Source organism: Trinickia terrae (assembly GCF_005144415.1).
GTDB lineage: Bacteria > Pseudomonadota > Gammaproteobacteria > Burkholderiales > Burkholderiaceae > Trinickia_A > Trinickia_A terrae.
The window spans coordinates 183,492-201,887 of record NZ_SWJE01000015.1; the positions used below are offsets into that span (position 1 = coordinate 183,492).

An 18,396-nucleotide genomic window follows, 5' to 3' on the forward strand; every position below is an offset into this window, starting at 1 on the left:
CCAAGCATGACGACGGACTCCCCCGCCAATCCGCCCGCGACGCCGCCTCCCGGCCCGCCTCCCGACGATCAGCCGGCGGGCGGCGCGCCGGGCTCGCCTGCGCCGCGCGGGACGCCGCCGAGGCGCCGGGTGCTGAAGGCGCTCGGGAGGACGGTGGTTTTCATCGTGTTTCTCGCCGTGCTCGCCATCGGCGCGCTGTACGGCGCGATCGCCACCGGGCGCGGCACGCGTCTCGCCTGGCAGGCGGCCGTGTCGGTGCTCGGCGGGCGGCTGGCCGGCACGTTCGACGGCGGCTCGCTCGCCACCGGCGTGCGTTTGTCGAACGTCCGGTGGCGCAGCAGCCTCGACGGCAAGGGCGACGAGATCCGGATCGACCGTATTGCGGGCAGTTGGGGGCTGACGCGCTCGCCGTGGCGCTTTACGGTCGGCTATCTGCGCGTCGGCACGATCGATGCGCGCCTCGCCCCGTCGCCGCCGAGCACCGAGCCGACCGTGCTGCCGCAGGACCTGCAACTGCCGATGCAGCTCGAGGTGCGCGATCTGCGCGTCGACAAGCTGGTGTTGCACGAGGGCACGTCGACGACGGAGTACGCCCGGCTGATTTTCCACGGACGCAGCGACGGGCGGCATCACGAGGCGTCGGTCGAGCGGCTCGACACGCCGTTCGGCGCCGTGACCGCGGAGGCCAAGCTGGATGGCGTGCGGCCGTTCGCGCTTTCCGGCAATGCGGGATATTCCGGCAAGGTCGCCGAGGAGCCCGTGCAGGTGCGCGCGCGCGTGTCCGGCACGCTCGAGGCGCTCGTCGCCGATCTGGACGCGACAGGGATGAAGCTGGCGGGGCAGGCGCGCGTCGAAGCCGCGCCGTTCTCCGATGTGCCGCTCACGCGTGCGACGCTCGCGTTCGATCACGTCAATCCGCAAGCCTTCAGCCAGGGCGCGCCGTTTGCCGATCTGGCGGTGCGGGCGGAGCTGGCGCCGGTGACGGGGCCGGAAGGGGCGAAGGCGGCGGGCAGCGGGACGGGTAGTGCTTCGAGCGCCTCGGGGGCCTCGCACGCTTCGACTGGCGCCTCGACTCATACCGCTGCGCCGAAACCGGCTTCCACGGCTTCCGCCGCAGGCTTCGCCGTCGCTGGCCGGGTTTCGATCGTCAACGCGAAAGCCGGCGGGATCGGCGAGCACCTGCTGCCGATCATTGACGCGCGCGCCGACGTCCGGCTCGACGCCCGCGAGCAGCGAATCTCGAACCTCAACGTGCGCCTCGTCAAGAACGCCACGCTCACCGGCGATGGCGCGTTCGCGGGCGGCAAAGGCAAGTTCGATTTGCGCGCGGCCGGGCTCGACCTCAACACGTTCGAGGCGAGCGTGCGGCCGACCGCGCTGGCCGGACCGATCGGCATCACGCTCGACGGCGCCAAGCAGGCCGTCGTGTTCGACCTCGCCGACCCGAAGGCCGCGCTGCGGGCGCAGGCGCACGTGGCCCAGGATCCGGCGCAGATCGCGTTCGACAACGTTCGCGTGAGCTCGGGCAACGGCCGCATCGATCTGTCGGGCACGCTCAAGCACGACGCGAATGCCAGCTACAGCGTGAAGGCCGCGCTGACCGATTTCGATCCGCTGTCGCTGATGGCGCCCGCGAAGCCCGCAGCCGCGGCGAAGCGTCCCATCGAAGCGCGCGTCAACGGCACCTTGAGCGCCACCGGCGCGCTCGGCCCGACGCTCACCACGAAGGCGCAGTTCAAGCTCGGCGACAGCGTCTACGACGGCATGCCGCTGACGGGCGCAGGCACCGTCCAGCTCGCCGGATCGCGGATCCTGCCGAGCAGCGTGAACCTGTCGATCGCGGGTAACCAGGTCGATCTGAACGGCAGCTTCGGCACGCCGCGCGACCGCTTGCAATTCCACGTCGACGCCCCGCAGCTCGACCGCCTCGGCTTCGGCCTGGCCGGTCTTGTGCGGGCGGACGGCGACATCACGGGCTCATTCGCGCATCCGAACGTCGCGCTCGCCTACAAGGCCGACGGCGTCGTGTTCGGCGAGAACCGCCTCGGCCATGCGGAAGGCCGCGCCGAGCTGCGCGACGGCGCCCGCGGCGCCATGGTGTTCACGGCCGACGCGCGCGATTTGAGCAGCAACGGCATCGAGCTGAAGACGCTCACCGCCCAGCTCACGGGCACGCGCGCGAAGCACGCGCTGCAAGCGGCGGCGGCCGGCACCGTGCACGGCCGCCCGGTCGGCCTGACGCTCGCCGCCGACGGCGGCCTGACCGAGACCCGCGAAGGCACGCGCTGGGACGGCACCGTCACGCGCCTGGCGAACAAGGGCATGCCCGCGCTGAATCTCGAAGCGCCGGTGACGGTGAGCGCGGGCCTTGAGCGCGCCGTGCTCGGCGCGACGCGGCTCACGCTCGAAGGCGCGGTGCTCGACTTGAAGTCGCTGGCGCTCGATCACGGCACGATCCGCTCGGCCGGGTCGCTCACGAACGTGTCGGTCGCGCGGCTTCTGGAAATCCAGCAGGAGCTGACCGGCCAGCGTCCGCCCGTCAGGACCGATCTCGTGTTCGACAGCGACTGGAACCTGAACGTCGGCCAGACGGCGAGCGGCTACTTCCAGATCAAGCGCCGCGGCGGCGACCTGACGCTCGATACCGGGCGCGGCGTGGCGGCGCTCGGCATCACCGATATCGCCGCGCGTGCCGAGTTCGGCGAGGGCCGGCGGCTTGCTGCCACGGTTCACGCGCAGGCGAGCCGCATCGGCATCGTCGAGGCGAACGTCGCCGTGCCGCTCACGCCGCGCGACGGCTTCCTCGCGATCGCCGAAGACGCGCCGCTCTCGGGCGCCGTGAACGCCGACGTGCCGTCGCTGACGACGACGGGTGGCCTGTTCGGCCCGAGCTACCTGCTTGCCGGCCATCTCGCGCTGAAGCTGACGGTCGCCGGCACGGCCAAGAAGCCGAGCCTGTCGGGGGCGCTCACGGGCGACGGCCTGTCCGCGACGCTCGTCGACCAGGGCGTGCAGCTGAAGAACGGCGTGATCCGCATCGTGCTCTCGGAGAATCTCGTCGACTTCCAGAACGTCGAGTTCCATGGCGGCGACGGCACGCTGCGCGCCACGGGGCGCGTGCGCCTCGATAGCGCCAGCGACGAGCCCGATCTCACGGCGAGCATCGTCGCCGACAAGCTCGATCTGTTCGCCTCGCCCGACCGGCGGCTGTCGCTCACCGGCAGCGCGACGGTGGCCAACGGCGGCACGGCGGGCATCGACATCAACGGCAAGTTCAAGGTCGACCGCGCGCTCTTCGACATGCCCGAGCAGGCGGCGCCGCATCTCGGCGACGACGTCGTGATCGTGCGCTCGGACGGCACCGTGCGCGGCCAAGCGCAGGAAGCCGACCCGACCAACAAGCCGGTGGGCCGCTTCGCGCCGCGCGCGAACGTCGACATCAACCTCGGCGACAACTTCCGCTTCCGCGGACAAGGCGCCGACCTCGGCTTGCGCGGCACGATCACGGCGCTGTCGGCGCCGAACATGCCGCTGCGCGCGGTCGGCAACGTGCGCGTGACCGAGGGCTCGACCTACACCTCCTTCGGCCGCAAGCTCGCGATCGAGAACGGCTTCTTCACCTTCAACGGGCCGGTCGCTAACCCCGGCATCAACATCCTCGCGATGCGGCGCAACCAGGAGGTCGAGGCCGGCGTGCAGGTGACGGGGACGATCCAGTCGCCGGTGGCGAAGCTCGTTTCGGAGCCGAACGTGCCGGACAACGAGAAGCTGTCGTGGCTGCTGTTCGGCCACGGCACCGACCAGGGCAACAACCTGGGCCAGCAGAGCACGATGACGACGGCGCTCGCGCTGCTCGGCAGCGCGACGGGCAAGCGCGTCGCGCAGACCTTCGGGCTCGACGAGTTCTCGGTCGGCCGCAGCGACGTGGGGTTGACCGATCCGCAGGTGGTGATGGTGTCGAAGGCGATCAGCGAGCGGCTCGTGCTCGGCTACGAGCAAGGGCTGCAAACGGCGAGCAATGCGTTCAAGGCGACGCTGAACCTGACGCGGTTCTGGTCGGTTTCCGCGTATGGCGGAACGTTCCAGGGGCTCGATCTGAACTATACGAAGCGGTTCGACAGTCTGTTTGGGGGGCGGTGAGGCGGGGCTGCGCCGCGCTTCCCGGCTTCGAAAACAAAAAAAGCACGCCGTTCAGAGCGTGCTTTTCTCGAAGGCGGCCCGGATGCGGCCGCCGATTTTCTGCCGCCGGACCGCCGGATCGCCGGATCGCCGGACTTACTTCACCCGCATCCCCGGTTTCGCCCCGCTATGCGGCTCGAGCACGTAAAGCCCCGGCTCGGCCTTCTCGTCCGCCGCCGACGCCGCGAGCACCATCCCTTCGGAGAGCCCGAACTTCATCTTGCGCGGCGCAAGGTTCGCGACCATCACGGTCAGCTTGCCGATCAAGTCTTCCGGACGATATGCCGACTTGATGCCCGAGAACACGTTGCGCGTCTTCTCTTCGCCGACGTCGAGCGTGAGCTGCAGCAGCTTGTCCGATCCTTCGACCGCCTTGCAGTCGATGATCTTCGCGACGCGCAGGTCGATCTTCGCGAAATCGTCGATCGAGATGCTGTCGGATTGATCGGCGCCGTCTTTCGCTTCGTTCGCTTTAGTGTCCTTGGCCTTCTTCCTGGCGTCCGCGGGGGCGGCGCTTGGCGTCGCTTGCAGCGAGTCGCGGTTGGCCGCGAGCAGCGCCTCGAGCTGCTTCGGATCGACGCGCGTCATCAAGTGCTGGTACGCGTTGATGCGGTGCTCGGCGGAGAGCGGTTTGCCGGCGTCGGCCCAGGTGAGCGGCTCGATGCCGAGAAACGCCTCGACGCCTCGCGCAAGCTGCGGCAGCACCGGCTTCAGCGCGAGCGACAGCAGGCGGAACGCCTCGATGCTGACACTGCACGTCTCGTGCAGCGCGACGGCATTGGCCGGGTCTTTCGCCTGGTCCCAGGGCTTGGCCGTGTCGACATACGCGTTGACGGCATCGGCGAGCTCCATCGTCTGGCGCAGCGCGCGGCCGTACTCGCGCGCTTCGTAGTGCGCCGCGATTTGAGGAATCGCCGTGCGCAGCGTGCCGAGCAGCGGGTGGTGCATCGCGCTCGCCTGGATGCGGCCGTCGAAGCGCTTGATGAGGAAACCCGCCGCGCGGCTCGCGATGTTCACGTACTTGCCTACGAGGTCGCTGTTCACGCGCGCCTGGAAGTCCTCGAGGCTGAGGTCGAGGTCTTCCATCGTGCTGTTGAGCTTCGCCGCGAAGTAGTAGCGCAGCCATTCGGGGTTCAAGCCGGTATCGATGTAGCTCTGCGCCGTGATGAAGGTGCCGCGCGACTTCGACATCTTCGCGCCGTCCACGGTCAAGAAGCCGTGCGCGAACACGTTGGTCGGGGTGCGGTGGCCGGAGAACTCCAGCATCGCGGGCCAGAACAGCGTGTGGAAGTAGAGGATGTCCTTGCCGATGAAGTGGTACTGCTCGGTGGTCGAGCCTTGCTTGATCCACGCGTTGAAATCCAGGCCGAGGCGGTCGGCGAGGTTCTTGAAGCTCGCGTAGTAGCCGACCGGCGCGTCGAGCCACACATAGAAGTACTTGCCGGGCGCGCCGGGGATCTCGAAGCCGAAGTAGGGCGCGTCGCGCGAGATGTCCCAGTCGGCGAGCTTCGCCTCGTCGGCCTCGCCGAGCCACTCGCGCATCTTGTTGGTCGCTTCCGGCTGCGCGAGGCCGCCTACCCAGCTGCGCAGGAAGTTCTCGCAGCGCGGGTCGGAGAGGCGGAAGAAGTAGTGTGTCGAGGTCTTGCGCACGGGCGTCGCGCCCGACACCACCGAGTACGGGTTCACCAGCTCGGTCGGCTGGTAGGTCGAGCCGCACACTTCGCAGTTGTCGCCGTATTGGTCTTTCGCGCCGCACTTCGGGCATTCGCCCTTGATGAAGCGGTCCGGCAGGAACATTTCCTTGACCGGGTCGTAGGCCTGCTCGATGTCGCGCGCCTCGATCAGCCCGGCTGCCTTGAGGGCGCCGTAGATCTCCTCGGAGAGCACGCGGGTTTCTTCGGTATCGGTCGAGTAGTAGTTGTCGAACGACACGCCGAAGCTGTCGAAATCGCGCTTGTGCTCCTTCCAGACGCGCTCGATCAGCGCCTTCGGCGTGATGCCCTCGCTTTCGGCGCGCAACATGATCGGTGTGCCGTGCGTATCGTCGGCGCCGACGTAGTAGACCTCGTGTCCGTGCATTCGCAGCGCGCGCACCCAGATGTCGGTCTGGATGTACTCGACCAGATGGCCGATGTGGATCTGTCCGTTCGCGTAGGGCAGGGCGGACGTGACGAGGATCTGGCGGCGGCTCGCGTTGCTCGCGGCCGCGCCGGCTTGCGCGTGGGAATCGGTGGAGGCTGCTGTCATGGGGATTTCGTAGGACTGCGGGGGAAAAGAGTATTCGATTCTAGCAGGCGCGCGGGCGGCGGGCGCGGGGCGGGGAGCGGCCAAAGGACCTGCCCGGGTTGGCCGGCAGGACAGGTCTCGCTCAGAAGCGATGCCGGATGCCGAGATTCGCCCGCGCCTGCGACGGCCCGCCCGCGTCGACGCTGGTCGCGCCGACCGCGCCTTGCGCCGCGCCGAGCCCGTTGCTGCCGCTCGCATGTGTGTAGCCGAGCACGCCGTAAAGGTCGGTGCGCTTGCCGAGCGCATGGGCGCCGGCCAGGCTGACCTGGCGATAGCGCGCCGACGAGTCGCCGGACGCCTTGAGGAAGTTGTCGCCGAGTTCCATCAGCACGGCTGCCGTAGCTTGCCAGACGCCGTACACCGGCGCGTTGCGGTAGACCTGCGTGCGCGTGAAGCGCGAGGCGGCGTCGGCGGCGTAGCGCGAATCGCTGTAGTAGCCGCCGAGCGTGACATCGGAGAACGCGTAGTTCGCCGCGACGCGGACGATATCGATCGATTTCGCGGACGCATACGCGGCGTTGACCGCGCTGTTGAAGAGCGAATCCGCGCTGGATGCGCCCCGCGTTTCTCGAACCACGCGAGCAGTAGCGGGCCCGCACCCAGCGCCGGCAACAGGAACATCAGCCGGCGGGTACTTGCGCGGCGAGCACGATCATGCAGATGCCGATGCACCAGATCACCTGGAGCCAGAGCGTCCTGGGCGGAAACTCGGCGGTCCAGGCGAAGCAGACGAAGGCCGGTTCGAGCACGACCAGGAACAGACCGCGCTTCAGGAGGAAGACCGAGGTTTCCCGCGGCGTGTGCCGCTGTCCGTACAGATAGGCGGACAGGCCCGTCAGGACGACGAACACGGGGTGCGGCTTATTGAGAATAGTTCTCATTGGCCGGGCGGGGGGAGATTATCCACCGCCGGTAGACAGGTCGGACTGCGGCGCATCGCCGGGAAGCGAACGGGCAAAAAAAACCGGGGCTATGGCCCCGGAGCAACAACGACAAGAGGAGAATGGTGACGCGGCCGCATCAGCAGTCGCGTACCGTATAGAAAGACAGCGAAATTTCCGCCGAGTTCGAAATTTTTTTGATCTGTCTACCGCGAGGTTTTGGACGCCTTGCCCGGCGGGCCGAGGAACCGTTTCGAATCAAGCCTTTATTGATACTGCGGCGCTTGACCGTGCTGGGCCGTCGCGCGCAGGTAGATCTCGACGCGGCGGTTCTGGGCGCGGCCGGCATCGGTGTTGTTGTCCGCGATCGGGTTGGCAGGACCCATGCCCTGCGACGAGAGCCGCGCCGGCAGCACGCCGCGCTGGTTCAGGAAGGTTATGACGCTCTGCGCGCGGTTCTGCGACAACGTCATGTTGTATTGCTGGGTGCCGGTGCTGTCCGTATAGCCGATCACTTGCGCGATCAGCTCAGGGTTCTGCTGCATCGTCTGCGCGACCGTGTCGAGCACTGGAGCGAACGACTGCTTGATCGCGTAGCTGTCCGTGTCGAACGAGATCGAGCTCGGAATGTTGACCTTGAGCGAGCCGTCCGGCTGCTCGGTGACCTGCGCACCGGTGCCCTTGGTCGCGCCCGAGAGCTTGTTGTGGATCGCCTGCCAGTTGTAGCCCGTGATGCCGCCTACCGCCGCGCCCGCGGCCGCGCCGATCGCCGCACCCTTGCCGCCGCCGAAGATCGCGCCGAGGCCGGCGCCCACGGCCGCGCCGGTACCCGTGCCGACCGCGGTGTTGGTCCCTTGCTGGGTCGCACAGCCGCCGAGCAGCGCGCCGGCTACGACGAAAACGGTCAGGCGGGTCATGATTTTTGCGTTCATATGCGAATCCTCTCCAGTGAACGTGTTGGCAAGCCGGCCCGTGCGGACTGGCTCGTATCGGGTGCTTGCCGTGATGCGCGGCAAGCACCCGGATGAAGAAAGGTCTTCCGGCGGCGCTTACCCCGAGCCACTACAATGACGAATGGCGCGGCAGCGATGCGGCCCTATAGCTTGCAGCCGGCGAAGGTTGCCCGGCAAGTCGATTTTTGGCAATGGTGAGCAACAGATTCTTTCAATTTTTCAAGTTCGCAGGCACGCGCTCCCCGCCCCTGGCGACGGCGAGCGGCAGCCGCGAACAAATCCCCTCGGAGTTTCGATGAGCATTGATCGGGCATTGGTCGACGCCGCGCTGGCCGCCGTCATTGACCCCAACACGGGCCGTTCGTTCGCGGCCGACAGAGGCGTGAAGAACGTGGCGATCGACGGCTCGACCGTCACCGTCGACGTCGTGCTCGGCTATCCCGCGGTCACTCAGTACCGGGCCGTGCGCGCGCTCGTGGAGGAGGCGCTGCGGCAGGTGCCCGGCGTCGCCGAGGCGCGCGTGGCGGTGTCGCAATCGATCGCCGCGCATACGGTGCAGCCCGGCGTGAAATTGTTGCCGAACGTCAAGAACATCGTCGCGGTCGCGTCGGGCAAGGGCGGCGTCGGCAAGAGCACGACCGCGGTCAACCTGGCGCTCGCGCTGGCGGACGAAGGCGCCTCGGTGGGCATTCTCGACGCCGACATCTATGGCCCGTCGCTGCCGATGATGCTCGGCATCGAGGGGCGCCCCGAGTCGCCGGACGGCCAGTCGATGAACCCGCTCGTCGGCCACGGCGTGCAGGCGAACTCGATCGGCTTTCTGATCGAGCAGGACAACCCGATGGTCTGGCGCGGCCCGATGGCGACCTCGGCGCTCGAGCAGCTCCTGCGGCAGACCAACTGGAAGGCCCTCGACTACCTGATCGTCGACATGCCGCCCGGCACCGGCGATATTCAATTGACGCTCTCCCAGCGCGTGCCGGTGACGGGCGCGGTGATCGTCACGACGCCGCAGGACATCGCGCTCCTCGATGCGAAGAAGGGTCTCAAGATGTTCGAGAAGGTCGGCATTCCGATTCTCGGCATCGTCGAGAACATGAGCATCCATATCTGCTCGAACTGCGGCCACGAAGAGCACATCTTCGGCGCGGGCGGCGGCGAGCGCATGGCCAAGGACTACGGCGTCGAGGTGCTCGGCAGCCTGCCGCTCGACATCGCGATCCGCGAGCAGGCGGACGGCGGGAATCCGAGCGTCGTCGCCGACCCGGGCGGACGCGTCGCCGAGATCTACCGTTCGATCGCGCGCAAGGTGGCCATCCACATCGCCGAGCGCGCGCGCGACATGTCGTCGAAATTCCCGACCATCGTGGTTCAGAACACCTGAAGCGGAGCGCGCCTCAAGCAGGCCGCAAGCTTGGCGGTCCGGCGCTCCGGGGCCCCGTCGGCGCGGGCCTGGCCGTGTTTTTCGCACGGCCTGTCGCGGTATGATGTCGGCTTCGCTAAGTCTGGCGGGGCGGTCGCAGGGGCGGCCGCCGGCCGGCCGCTTTGCATGGGATCAGAGTAAGCGCTCTGCATGGGACCAGAGTAAGCGCTAAAGCGCTAACTCTGGTCGACAGCTAAAGCGCTAACTCTGGTCGACAGCTAAAGCGCTAACTCTGATCGACAGAGGATCGCATGAAACAACGAATCGACGGGCAGGCGATGGAGCGCTTTATCGTCCTGGTTGCCGTCAGCCTGCTTGGCGTGGCGCTCTCGGGCTGCACCGCCTTCTTCGGCACCCACGAAAAACGCGCGGAGGCGCAATTGCTGCCGACCGTGGGCAACACGGCGCGCGGCACGGTTACCTTCATCGAGCGCTCGGACGGCGTCCAGGTGACCTACAACCTCGCGGGGCTCCCGCCGAACAGCGACCATGCGCTGCAAATCCATGAGCGCGGCGACTGCAATGCCGCCGACGGCTCGAGCGCGGGCCGCGTGTTCGCGCCCGCGGCGGACGAATTGAGGTCCGGTGTGCGCGTCGAGGGCGATCTCGGCAACATTCACGCGGACGCCAACGGCGTGACCTCGGGCTTCATCGTCGCCCCGGACGTCTCGCTCGACGGCGTGCGCTCGGTCCTGTCGCGCTCGGTTTTGATCCACCGCGATCCGAGCGACCCCTACGCGTTCCCCGCGCACGGCGCGGGCCCCGCGCTCGCGTGCGGGCCGATCAAGCAATGAGCCGGCGCGCCGCCTGCGCCCATCCGGCCGCAGTGCGGCTTTCACGGCAGCACCTTCGCGATCGCGTAAAATAACGGCCTTTCGTCCCCGGTTGGCCGCCAGTGCCTGATTCGACGCACAAGTGCACGCGCCGCCTTCGAACCCTTTCTCGTCACGCAGCGTTCTTCAGGTCCCTTCATGGCCATCAAATCTGACAAATGGATTCGGCGCATGGCCGAACAGCACAAGATGATCGAGCCGTTCGTGCGCGATCAGGTCCGCGCTTCCGAGGACGGCCGCAAGATCGTCAGCTACGGCACGTCGAGCTACGGCTACGACATCCGCTGCGCCGACGAATTCAAGATCTTCACCAACATCAACTCGACGATCGTCGATCCGAAGAATTTCGACGAGAAGTCGTTTGTCGATTTCAAGGGCGACGTCTGCATCATCCCGCCCAACTCGTTCGCGCTGGCGCGCACGGTGGAGTACTTCCGCATTCCGCGCAACGTGCTCACGGTCTGCCTCGGCAAGTCGACTTATGCGCGCTGCGGGATCATCGTGAACGTCACGCCGTTCGAACCGGAGTGGGAAGGCTACGTCACGCTCGAATTCTCGAATACGACACCTTTGCCTGCGAAAATCTACGCGAACGAGGGCGTGGCTCAAGTCCTCTTCTTCGAAAGCGACGAAGTGTGCGACGTGTCGTACGCGGACCGCGGCGGTAAATACCAGGGGCAGCACGGCGTCACGCTGCCCAAGACGTAACGGACCCCAACTCACCACCGGCTATTCGGGTGACCGCTGAGCAAGAGGGAGATCGACCCCGGGCCAGCGGTCCTTGTTTTTGGAGATTCGCCCCATGAAGTTTCGTTTTCCTGTCGTCATCATCGACGAAGACTTTCGCTCCGAGAACATCTCGGGTTCCGGCATCCGGGCGCTGGCGGAGGCGATCGAGAAGGAAGGCGTGGAAGTGGTCGGTCTCACGAGCTACGGGGACCTGACTTCGTTTGCGCAGCAGTCGAGCCGGGCGTCGTGCTTCATCCTGTCGCTCGACGACGACGAGCTGATGCTCGGCGAAGTCGGCGCCGACGGCGAATTGCCCGAACTGGCCACCGCGATCATCGACCTGCGAGCGTTCGTCACCGAAGTGCGCCGCCGCAACGCGGACATCCCGATCTTCCTGTACGGCGAGACGCGCACCTCGCGCCACCTGCCGAACGACATCCTGCGCGAGCTGCACGGCTTCATCCACATGTTCGAGGACACGCCGGAGTTCGTCGCGCGCCACATCATCCGCGAGGCGCGCGTCTACCTCGATTCACTGGCGCCGCCGTTCTTCAAGGAGCTCGTCAAGTACGCCGACGAAGGCTCGTACTCGTGGCACTGCCCGGGCCACTCGGGCGGCGTCGCGTTCCTGAAGAACCCGCTCGGCCAGATGTTCCACCAGTTCTTCGGCGAGAACATGCTGCGCGCCGACGTCTGCAACGCCGTCGACGAGCTCGGCCAGCTGCTCGACCACATCGGGCCGGTCGCCGCTTCCGAGCGCAACGCGGCACGCATCTTCAGCGCCGATCACCTGTTCTTCGTGACCAACGGCACGTCGACCTCGAACAAGATCGTCTGGCACGCGACGGTCGCGCCGGGCGACATCGTGCTCGTCGACCGCAACTGCCACAAGTCGATCCTGCACGCGATCATGATGACGGGCGCGATTCCCGTGTTCCTCACGCCGACGCGCAACAACTTCGGCATCATCGGCCCGATTCCGCGCGACGAGTTCAAGCCCGAGAACATTCGCAAGAAGATCGAGGCCAACCCGTTCGCGCGCGAGGCGCTCGCGAAGAACCCGAACGCGAAGCCGCGCATCCTGACGATCACGCAGAGCACCTACGACGGCGTGATCTACAACGTCGAGATGATCAAGGACCTGCTCGGCGACCTGCTGGACACGCTGCACTTCGACGAAGCCTGGCTGCCGCACGCCGAGTTCCACGAGTTCTACCAGGACATGCACGCGATCGGCGCGGGCCGTCCGCGCACGGGTGCGCTCGTGTTCGCGACGCACTCCACGCACAAGCTGCTCGCGGGCATCTCGCAGGCATCGCAGATCGTCGTGCAGGATTCGGAGAACCGCACGTTCGATAAAGACCGCTTCAACGAGGCGTACCTCATGCATACGTCGACGAGCCCGCAGTACGCGATCATCGCGTCGTGCGACGTGGCCGCCGCGATGATGGAGCCGCCGGGCGGCACGGCGCTCGTCGAGGAATCGATCGCCGAGGCGCTCGACTTCCGCCGCGCGATGCGCAAGGTCGACGCCGAATACGGCGACGAGTGGTTCTTCAAGGTCTGGGGGCCGGATAGCCTAGTCGACGAAGGCATCGGCTCGCGCGAAGACTGGATCCTGCGCGCCGAAGACAACTGGCACGGCTTCGGCCCGCTCGCACCGGGCTTCAACATGCTCGACCCGATCAAGGCGACGATCATCACGCCGGGCCTCGATCTCACGGGCGACTTCGGCGAGACCGGCATTCCGGCCGCGATCGTCACGAAGTACCTGGCCGAGCACGGCATCATCGTCGAGAAGACCGGGCTCTACTCGTTCTTCATCATGTTCACGATCGGCATCACGAAGGGCCGCTGGAACTCGATGGTGACCGAGCTGCAGCAGTTCAAGGACGACTACGACAACAACCAGCCGCTGTGGCGCGTGCTGCCGAAGTTCGTCGCGCAGCATCCGCAGTACGAGCGTGTCGGGCTCGCCGACCTTTGCCAGCAGATCCACAGCGTCTATCGCGCCAACGACATCGCTCGGCTCACGACCGAGATGTACCTGTCGAACATGGAGCCGGCGATGAAGCCGTCCGAGGCGTTCGCGAAGCTCGCGCACCGCGAGGTGGACCGCGTGGCCATCGACGAGCTCGAAGGCCGCGTGACGAGCGTGCTGCTCACGCCGTATCCGCCGGGCATTCCGCTCCTGATTCCGGGCGAGCGCTTCAACAAGACGATCGTCAACTACCTGAAGTTCGCGCGCGAGTTCAATGAGCGTTTCCCGGGCTTCTACACCGATATCCACGGACTCGTCGCCGACTCGGTCAACGGCCGTCTCGAGTATTACGTGGATTGCGTGCGCGGTTGATCCGATGATGTCGCCGGGCTTCAAACGCGGTCTGGCCGGCGCGCTGCTTGCAGCCGCCGCCCTTGCGTGCGTGGTGTGGGCTGGGGTGGCGCATGCCGAAGTCGCCGCGGCCGACCCGATCGATACCGCGATGCGGCAGTGCGCGGCGCGCGCCGACCGGTCGTCGACGGCGGGGCAGGTGCAGTGCATCGAGGCGGCCAACGATGCGTGGCAGGGGGCGATCGACGCCGCTTATCAGCCGGTGCTCGCCAATGCGCCGAGCGAGACACTGCGCCGAGGCTGGCAGGAGAGCCAGCGGCGCTGGCTCGCGTGGCGCAAGGAGGAGGCGCACCTGCTGCACGCCGTGTTCGCGACCACGGAGGGCTCCTCGTACGCGATGAGCGCGGCGAACCTGCGTCTGCAGCCGGTGCGCGATCGCGCGCTGGCGTTGCGCAAGGCGGCTGCGCAATACCAGCAAGCCGCGCTGGCGTTGCAGGCGGGCGACGCGCCGCCTGCTGCGCAACGCACACCGCGCTGTTCTGCCGATGCCGCGTGCCAGCATGCGGATTTCGACTTGAATCGCTACTACCGGAAATTGCGCGCGAAGCTGCCGGTGCGCTCGCGGCCGGTGCTGATGCGCGCCGAGCGCAGCTGGGTCGCGTTTCGCGATGCGACGGGGCCGCTCATCGGCAGCCAGGACCGGGTCGACCTGATCGGCGCGCGGATCGCGACGATCAAGCGCTTTTCGGAGACGGTCGGCAACGATTGAGCGGCGGGCCGGCGCGCGAGCTCTGAGCTTGAAACGACAACGGCGGACACGAGGTCCGCCGTTTTCTTTTGCAACGTGTAAGCGTTGGCGAGTCGAGTGAGCCGGCAGGGTCAGCCCAACGCCGCCCGCGCCGCCTTCGCCGCGGCCCGCACCTGCTCGGGCGCCGTGCCGCCCGGATGGTTGCGGCTCGCCACCGAGCCTTCGAGTGTGAGGTAGTCGAACACGTCGTCGCCGATCAGGTGCGCGACGTTCGGCAGCTCTTTACGCATTTCGTCGAGCGTGAGGTCGGCGAGGTCGCACTGGCGGTCCACGCAGATCCGCACCGCGTGCGCGACCGCTTCGTGCGCGTCGCGGAACGGCAGGCCGCGCTTGACGAGGTAGTCGGCCAGATCGGTGGCCGTCGAAAAGCCCTGCAGCGCCGCCGCGCGCATCGCCTGCGGCTTCACCGTGACGCCGGCGACCATCTCCGCGAAGATGCGCAGCGTGTCCGCGACCGTATCGACGGTGTCGAACAGCGGCTCCTTGTCTTCCTGATTATCTTTGTTGTACGCGAGCGGCTGGCCCTTCATCAGCGTGAGCAGCGCCATCAAGTGGCCGTTCACGCGGCCCGTCTTGCCGCGCGCGAGCTCGGGCACGTCCGGGTTCTTCTTCTGCGGCATGATCGACGAGCCCGTGCAGAAGCGGTCTGCGAGATCGATGAAGCCGACGCGCGGGCTCATCCACAGCACCAGTTCCTCCGAGAAGCGCGAGACGTGCGTCATCACGAGCGCCGCCGCGGCCGTGAATTCGATCGCGAAGTCTCGGTCGGAAACGGCGTCGAGCGAGTTCGCGCAGATGCCGTCGAAGCCGAGCGTCTTCGCCACCGCATGCCGGTCGATCGGATAGCTCGTGCCCGCGAGCGCCGCCGCGCCGAGCGGCAGGCGGTTCACGCGGGTGCGGCAGTCGCGCATGCGCTCGGCGTCGCGCGTGAACATCTCCACGTAGGCGAGCAGATGGTGGCCGAACGTCACCGGCTGCGCGACCTGCAAGTGCGTGAAGCCCGGCAGGATCGTTTCGGCGTTCTGCTCGGCGAGGTCGATGAGCGCGCCGCGCAGGTCCTTCAAGAGGCCGCCGATGCGGTCGATCTCGCCGCGCAGCCACAGGCGGATGTCGGTCGCGACCTGGTCGTTGCGCGAGCGGCCCGTGTGCAGGCGCTTGCCCGCATCGCCGATCAGCGCGGTCAGGCGCGCCTCGATGTTCAGGTGGACGTCCTCGAGATCGAGCTGCCATTCGAATTCGCCGCGCTCGATCTCGCCTTTGATCTGCGCCATGCCGCGCTGGATCGCAGCGAGGTCGTCGGCGCCGATGATCTTCTGCGCGGCGAGCATCGACGCGTGCGCGAGCGACCCTTCGATATCGACGAGCGCGAGGCGCTTGTCGAAGAAAACCGACGACGTATAGCGTTTGACGAGCTCCGACATCGGCTCCGAGAAGCGAGCCGACCAGGCTTCGCCTTTTTTGTGCAGTTGGGACGTCATGGTGATGGCAGTGAACGTAGTGCCGTCGCGCGACGGCGTGGGAGCACGCGTGGCGCGTGCGGGGAGAACGAGGATTCTATCATCGCGGCCCGGCGCGCCAGACGGCTGCCTGACGGCAGTCGCTGCGGCGCGGCGGGCTGACGGCGCTTCAGGCCGTGGCCATCAGCTTGCCCAAGCAGATCACCGGGCCCGTCGGGCCGTTAGGGTCGGGCGAGCCGCCACGGGGCTCCATCGATACCGCGAGCTTGAGATAGGCGCCCATCCCGTGCACCTTCATGCTGATCGTCCCACCAGGCGGGATGACGCCGAGCGAGACAGGGCGGCCGTCCGGCGACATGCCCCAGAGCTGCTCGGATTTGCCGGAATCGCCGGCCGGGCCTGTGTCGCCGCCCATCCGGTGCACGGTCATCATCGCGCTCTTCTGGTCCCACATGACGACCATCATGGTCTTGCTGGTTTGCGTGTCCGCGAGAGCGGCCATGTAGGCGACACGTTCGATGCCCTGGCCGTTCTGCTGCTCGGCGACTTGCGTGGCGGGAGCGGGCGCCTGCTCGACAAGCGGGAGCAGCGCGACGGCAAGCGCGAGCACCGCGACGGCCGTCGCCGCGACCGACCAGCCGCGCCAGAACGACAGGCTTTCGAACCAGCGCGAAGCCGTGGCCTTGGACGGCGGCACAGCCGGTCTTGCCGGCGCGGCGCGCGCCGGCTCGTCTGCTTGTGCCCCAGCCGCCGCCGCGCGCCGCGCCGCGGCAAGCTCGAGCCGCCGCTCGATCGCTTCCCACACCGATGGCGGCGGCGCCACGCGCGGCCCCAGCTCGGCCATTGCGCTCACGCGCGCCTGCCAGGTTTGCACGGCGGCGCGCAGGGCCGCATCGCGCTGCGCCATGTGCTCGAAGCGGCGGCGTGCCGAGCCGCGCAGCACGCCGAGCGCGTATTCGCCGGCGAGCCGGTCGACGAGGCCGGGATGCCGATGCAGATCCATCACAGGCCTCCCATGCAGGTCTTGAGCTTTTCGAGCCCGCGCCGCACCCACGACTTGACGGTGCCGAGCGGCACCCTCAGCACGCCGGCGATCTCACTGTGGCTCTGGTCGCGCAGGTACGCGAGCGCCACGGCCTGGCGCTGGTTCGCGTCGAGCCTTTCCAGGCAGATCGCGAGCTGCCGGGCTTCCTGGCTCAGCAGCGCAACGTCGGCGGGATCGGGGTCGGTACCTGCCAGGACTTCATCCAAGCTTTCGCTCCATTCGGTTTGCCCGGCGCTCGCCGTCTTTTGCCGGCGCAGGCAGTCGAGCGCGCGGTTGCGGACGATCGCCGCCATCCAGGTCATCGGCGCGGCCAGGCTCTGCCGGTAGTCGCCCGCGTAGCGCCAGATGTTGACGTACGCGTCCTGCAGTGCCTCCTCGGCCCATTCGCGTTTCACCAATATACGGAGCGCGACGCCGAACAGTTTCGACGCGGTCAGATCGTAAAGGGAGCGCAGCGCCGCGGCGTCCTCGCCGGCGATGCGCTCGAGGAGGGCGGCAAGGGCATCCGGCGTGGGCTCGGAAGGAAGAGAGGTCATGGTGGGTTCTTATATCATCCCCGCCGCACCAGAACCACGAGCTTGAGATCTTCCCGGTGCGCGGGCTTGAGGGTGATCTGATCGTAGACGACGCGGCCATGCCGCGGATGATCGAACTCGCGTGTGCCGCCTTCGCGTTCCCCCACGTCCTGTGACGCCCAGAAGTGCGCGAACGCCTCGCTTTCCGCGGAGAGGGCGTCGATCAGGGTGCGCGTGGGCGCATCGTTCAGGTGCCGGATCGAATCGGCGCGAAACTCCGCCGCGAGCCGGCGCGCGCGCGTCTCCCAATCGACGATCAGCGTGCGCGCAGCCGGCGACGTGAACGTGAAGCGCAGCAGGTTGCGATCGCGCGGATGGCCGCCCCGCGCGTCGTCGAGCCAGCCGACGAAGAGGTCGGCGGCCGGGGCGTTCCAGGCGAGCGCGGTCCACTGGCGATCGAGCACGTAGGCCGGCGCGTCGATGAGCTGCACGGTTTCGATGAGGGCCGCGGGGGCGTCGGCGGCCGCCTGGTCGGGCTCGGCAGGATCGCGCTGCGCGGCGAGCTCGAACAGGTAGGCGCGTTCGGCGCGCGAGAGCTGCAGCGCGACCGCGATCCGCGCGAGCGCTTCGGCCGATGCCGACACCGGCCGCCCCTGCTCGATCCACGTGTACCAGGTCGGGCTCACGCCGCATAGCTGCGCGACTTCCTCGCGCCGCAGGCCCGGCGTGCGGCGGCGCGGCCCGGGCGGCAGCCCGACGGCCTGCGGCGTCAGGCGCTCGCGGTGCGCGCGGATGAATTCGCCGAGCGCGCGCGCTGGCGAGGCGTCGAGCGATGTGGGGCTCGACGCCTCGGCGGAAGAATCGTTCGATTGCGGCTGCTTGGCCATCTTCAATGGGCAGGTGAGGCTGGGGCCCGAAGCCTGTTATCGGCGTGAGCAGACCATGGCCTAGGGGA

At 67.6% G+C, this 18,396-nt stretch carries 14 protein-coding genes; 6 read left to right on the top strand and 8 right to left on the bottom strand.

The genetic code is table 11. From position 1 onward, the window contains the following. Positions 1-6 precede the first annotated feature (6 nt). The gene (locus FAZ69_RS25415) at positions 7-4,140 is read left to right on the top strand and encodes a translocation/assembly module TamB domain-containing protein (protein WP_136897851.1); all 4,134 of its coding nucleotides are present in this window, start codon (positions 7-9) and stop codon (positions 4,138-4,140) included. Between the two features lie 135 nt (positions 4,141-4,275). Here FAZ69_RS25415 and metG read toward each other — a convergent pair whose 3' ends face one another. The 4 genes from metG to FAZ69_RS25435 form a co-directional block, all read right to left on the bottom strand. After that, positions 4,276-6,426 carry a methionine--tRNA ligase gene (gene metG / locus FAZ69_RS25420; protein WP_136897852.1) on the bottom strand — a complete coding sequence of 717 codons (2,151 nt, stop codon included), beginning with the start codon at positions 6,424-6,426 and terminating at the stop codon, positions 4,276-4,278. A 121-nt stretch (positions 6,427-6,547) separates the two neighbouring features. Next, positions 6,548-7,042 (bottom strand): porin, encoded by a 495-nt coding sequence (locus tag FAZ69_RS25425; protein WP_136897853.1) that lies wholly within the window; start codon positions 7,040-7,042, stop codon positions 6,548-6,550. Positions 7,043-7,085: 43 nt separating this feature from the next. Next, the gene (locus FAZ69_RS25430) at positions 7,086-7,346 is read right to left on the bottom strand and encodes an acetyltransferase domain-containing protein (RefSeq protein ID WP_206171235.1); all 261 of its coding nucleotides are present in this window, start codon (positions 7,344-7,346) and stop codon (positions 7,086-7,088) included. 266 nt (positions 7,347-7,612) lie between these two features. Further along, a complete protein-coding gene (locus FAZ69_RS25435) occupies positions 7,613-8,278 on the bottom strand; it encodes a YiaD family glycine zipper/OmpA-like lipoprotein (protein ID WP_136897854.1) in 666 nt (221 codons plus the stop codon). Between the two features lie 316 nt (positions 8,279-8,594). Here FAZ69_RS25435 and apbC point away from each other — a divergent pair, with 316 nt between their 5' ends. The 5 genes from apbC (at position 8,595) to FAZ69_RS25460 (ending at position 14,385) form a co-directional block, all read left to right on the top strand. Further along, complete coding sequence (gene apbC, locus FAZ69_RS25440) at positions 8,595-9,683, top strand: iron-sulfur cluster carrier protein ApbC (protein ID WP_136897855.1); 1,089 nt, start codon at positions 8,595-8,597, stop codon at positions 9,681-9,683. Positions 9,684-9,973: 290 nt separating this feature from the next. Then, positions 9,974-10,516, top strand: coding sequence for a superoxide dismutase family protein (locus FAZ69_RS25445; protein ID WP_136897856.1), 543 nt, complete (start codon positions 9,974-9,976; stop codon positions 10,514-10,516). Positions 10,517-10,693: 177 nt separating this feature from the next. Next, positions 10,694-11,263, top strand: coding sequence for a dCTP deaminase (gene dcd, locus FAZ69_RS25450; protein WP_136897857.1), 570 nt, complete (start codon positions 10,694-10,696; stop codon positions 11,261-11,263). Positions 11,264-11,357: 94 nt separating this feature from the next. Beyond that, positions 11,358-13,637 carry an arginine/lysine/ornithine decarboxylase gene (locus FAZ69_RS25455; protein WP_136897858.1) on the top strand — a complete coding sequence of 760 codons (2,280 nt, stop codon included), beginning with the start codon at positions 11,358-11,360 and terminating at the stop codon, positions 13,635-13,637. Positions 13,638-13,641: 4 nt separating this feature from the next. Then, positions 13,642-14,385 (top strand): lysozyme inhibitor LprI family protein, encoded by a 744-nt coding sequence (locus FAZ69_RS25460; RefSeq protein ID WP_240702462.1) that lies wholly within the window; start codon positions 13,642-13,644, stop codon positions 14,383-14,385. Positions 14,386-14,495: 110 nt separating this feature from the next. Here FAZ69_RS25460 and argH read toward each other — a convergent pair whose 3' ends face one another. The 4 genes from argH to FAZ69_RS25480 form a co-directional block, all read right to left on the bottom strand. Then, positions 14,496-15,902, bottom strand: coding sequence for an argininosuccinate lyase (gene argH, locus FAZ69_RS25465; protein WP_136897860.1), 1,407 nt, complete (start codon positions 15,900-15,902; stop codon positions 14,496-14,498). A 148-nt stretch (positions 15,903-16,050) separates the two neighbouring features. Then, positions 16,051-16,884, bottom strand: coding sequence for an anti-sigma factor (locus FAZ69_RS25470; protein ID WP_136897861.1), 834 nt, complete (start codon positions 16,882-16,884; stop codon positions 16,051-16,053). Further along, on the bottom strand, positions 16,884-17,462 hold the full coding sequence (locus FAZ69_RS25475; RefSeq protein WP_136897862.1) for a sigma-70 family RNA polymerase sigma factor: 579 nt from the start codon (positions 17,460-17,462) through the stop codon (positions 16,884-16,886). Before FAZ69_RS25475 ends, FAZ69_RS25470 begins: the two co-directional genes overlap by 1 nt. Before the next feature lie 14 nt (positions 17,463-17,476). Next, positions 17,477-18,328 carry a helix-turn-helix transcriptional regulator gene (locus FAZ69_RS25480; protein WP_136897863.1) on the bottom strand — a complete coding sequence of 284 codons (852 nt, stop codon included), beginning with the start codon at positions 18,326-18,328 and terminating at the stop codon, positions 17,477-17,479. Between the last annotated feature and the right edge of the window lie 68 nt (positions 18,329-18,396).

Excerpts from the sequence above, each read along its gene's own strand:
- FAZ69_RS25415 (WP_136897851.1), top strand. The coding sequence starts at position 7 with ATGACGACGGACTCCCCCGCCAATCCGCCCGCGACGCCGCCTCCCGGC.
- FAZ69_RS25475 (WP_136897862.1), bottom strand. The coding sequence starts at position 17,462 with ATGACCTCTCTTCCTTCCGAGCCCACGCCGGATGCCCTTGCCGCCCTC.
- FAZ69_RS25455 (WP_136897858.1), top strand. The coding sequence starts at position 11,358 with ATGAAGTTTCGTTTTCCTGTCGTCATCATCGACGAAGACTTTCGCTCC.
- FAZ69_RS25435 (WP_136897854.1), bottom strand. The coding sequence starts at position 8,278 with ATGAACGCAAAAATCATGACCCGCCTGACCGTTTTCGTCGTAGCCGGC.
- FAZ69_RS25445 (WP_136897856.1), top strand. The coding sequence starts at position 9,974 with ATGAAACAACGAATCGACGGGCAGGCGATGGAGCGCTTTATCGTCCTG.
- FAZ69_RS25430 (WP_206171235.1), bottom strand. The coding sequence starts at position 7,346 with ATGAGAACTATTCTCAATAAGCCGCACCCCGTGTTCGTCGTCCTGACG.
- FAZ69_RS25470 (WP_136897861.1), bottom strand. The coding sequence starts at position 16,884 with ATGGATCTGCATCGGCATCCCGGCCTCGTCGACCGGCTCGCCGGCGAA.
- FAZ69_RS25460 (WP_240702462.1), top strand. The coding sequence starts at position 13,642 with ATGATGTCGCCGGGCTTCAAACGCGGTCTGGCCGGCGCGCTGCTTGCA.
- argH (WP_136897860.1), bottom strand. The coding sequence starts at position 15,902 with ATGACGTCCCAACTGCACAAAAAAGGCGAAGCCTGGTCGGCTCGCTTC.
- dcd (WP_136897857.1), top strand. The coding sequence starts at position 10,694 with ATGGCCATCAAATCTGACAAATGGATTCGGCGCATGGCCGAACAGCAC.
- metG (WP_136897852.1), bottom strand. The coding sequence starts at position 6,426 with ATGACAGCAGCCTCCACCGATTCCCACGCGCAAGCCGGCGCGGCCGCG.
- apbC (WP_136897855.1), top strand. The coding sequence starts at position 8,595 with ATGAGCATTGATCGGGCATTGGTCGACGCCGCGCTGGCCGCCGTCATT.
- FAZ69_RS25480 (WP_136897863.1), bottom strand. The coding sequence starts at position 18,328 with ATGGCCAAGCAGCCGCAATCGAACGATTCTTCCGCCGAGGCGTCGAGC.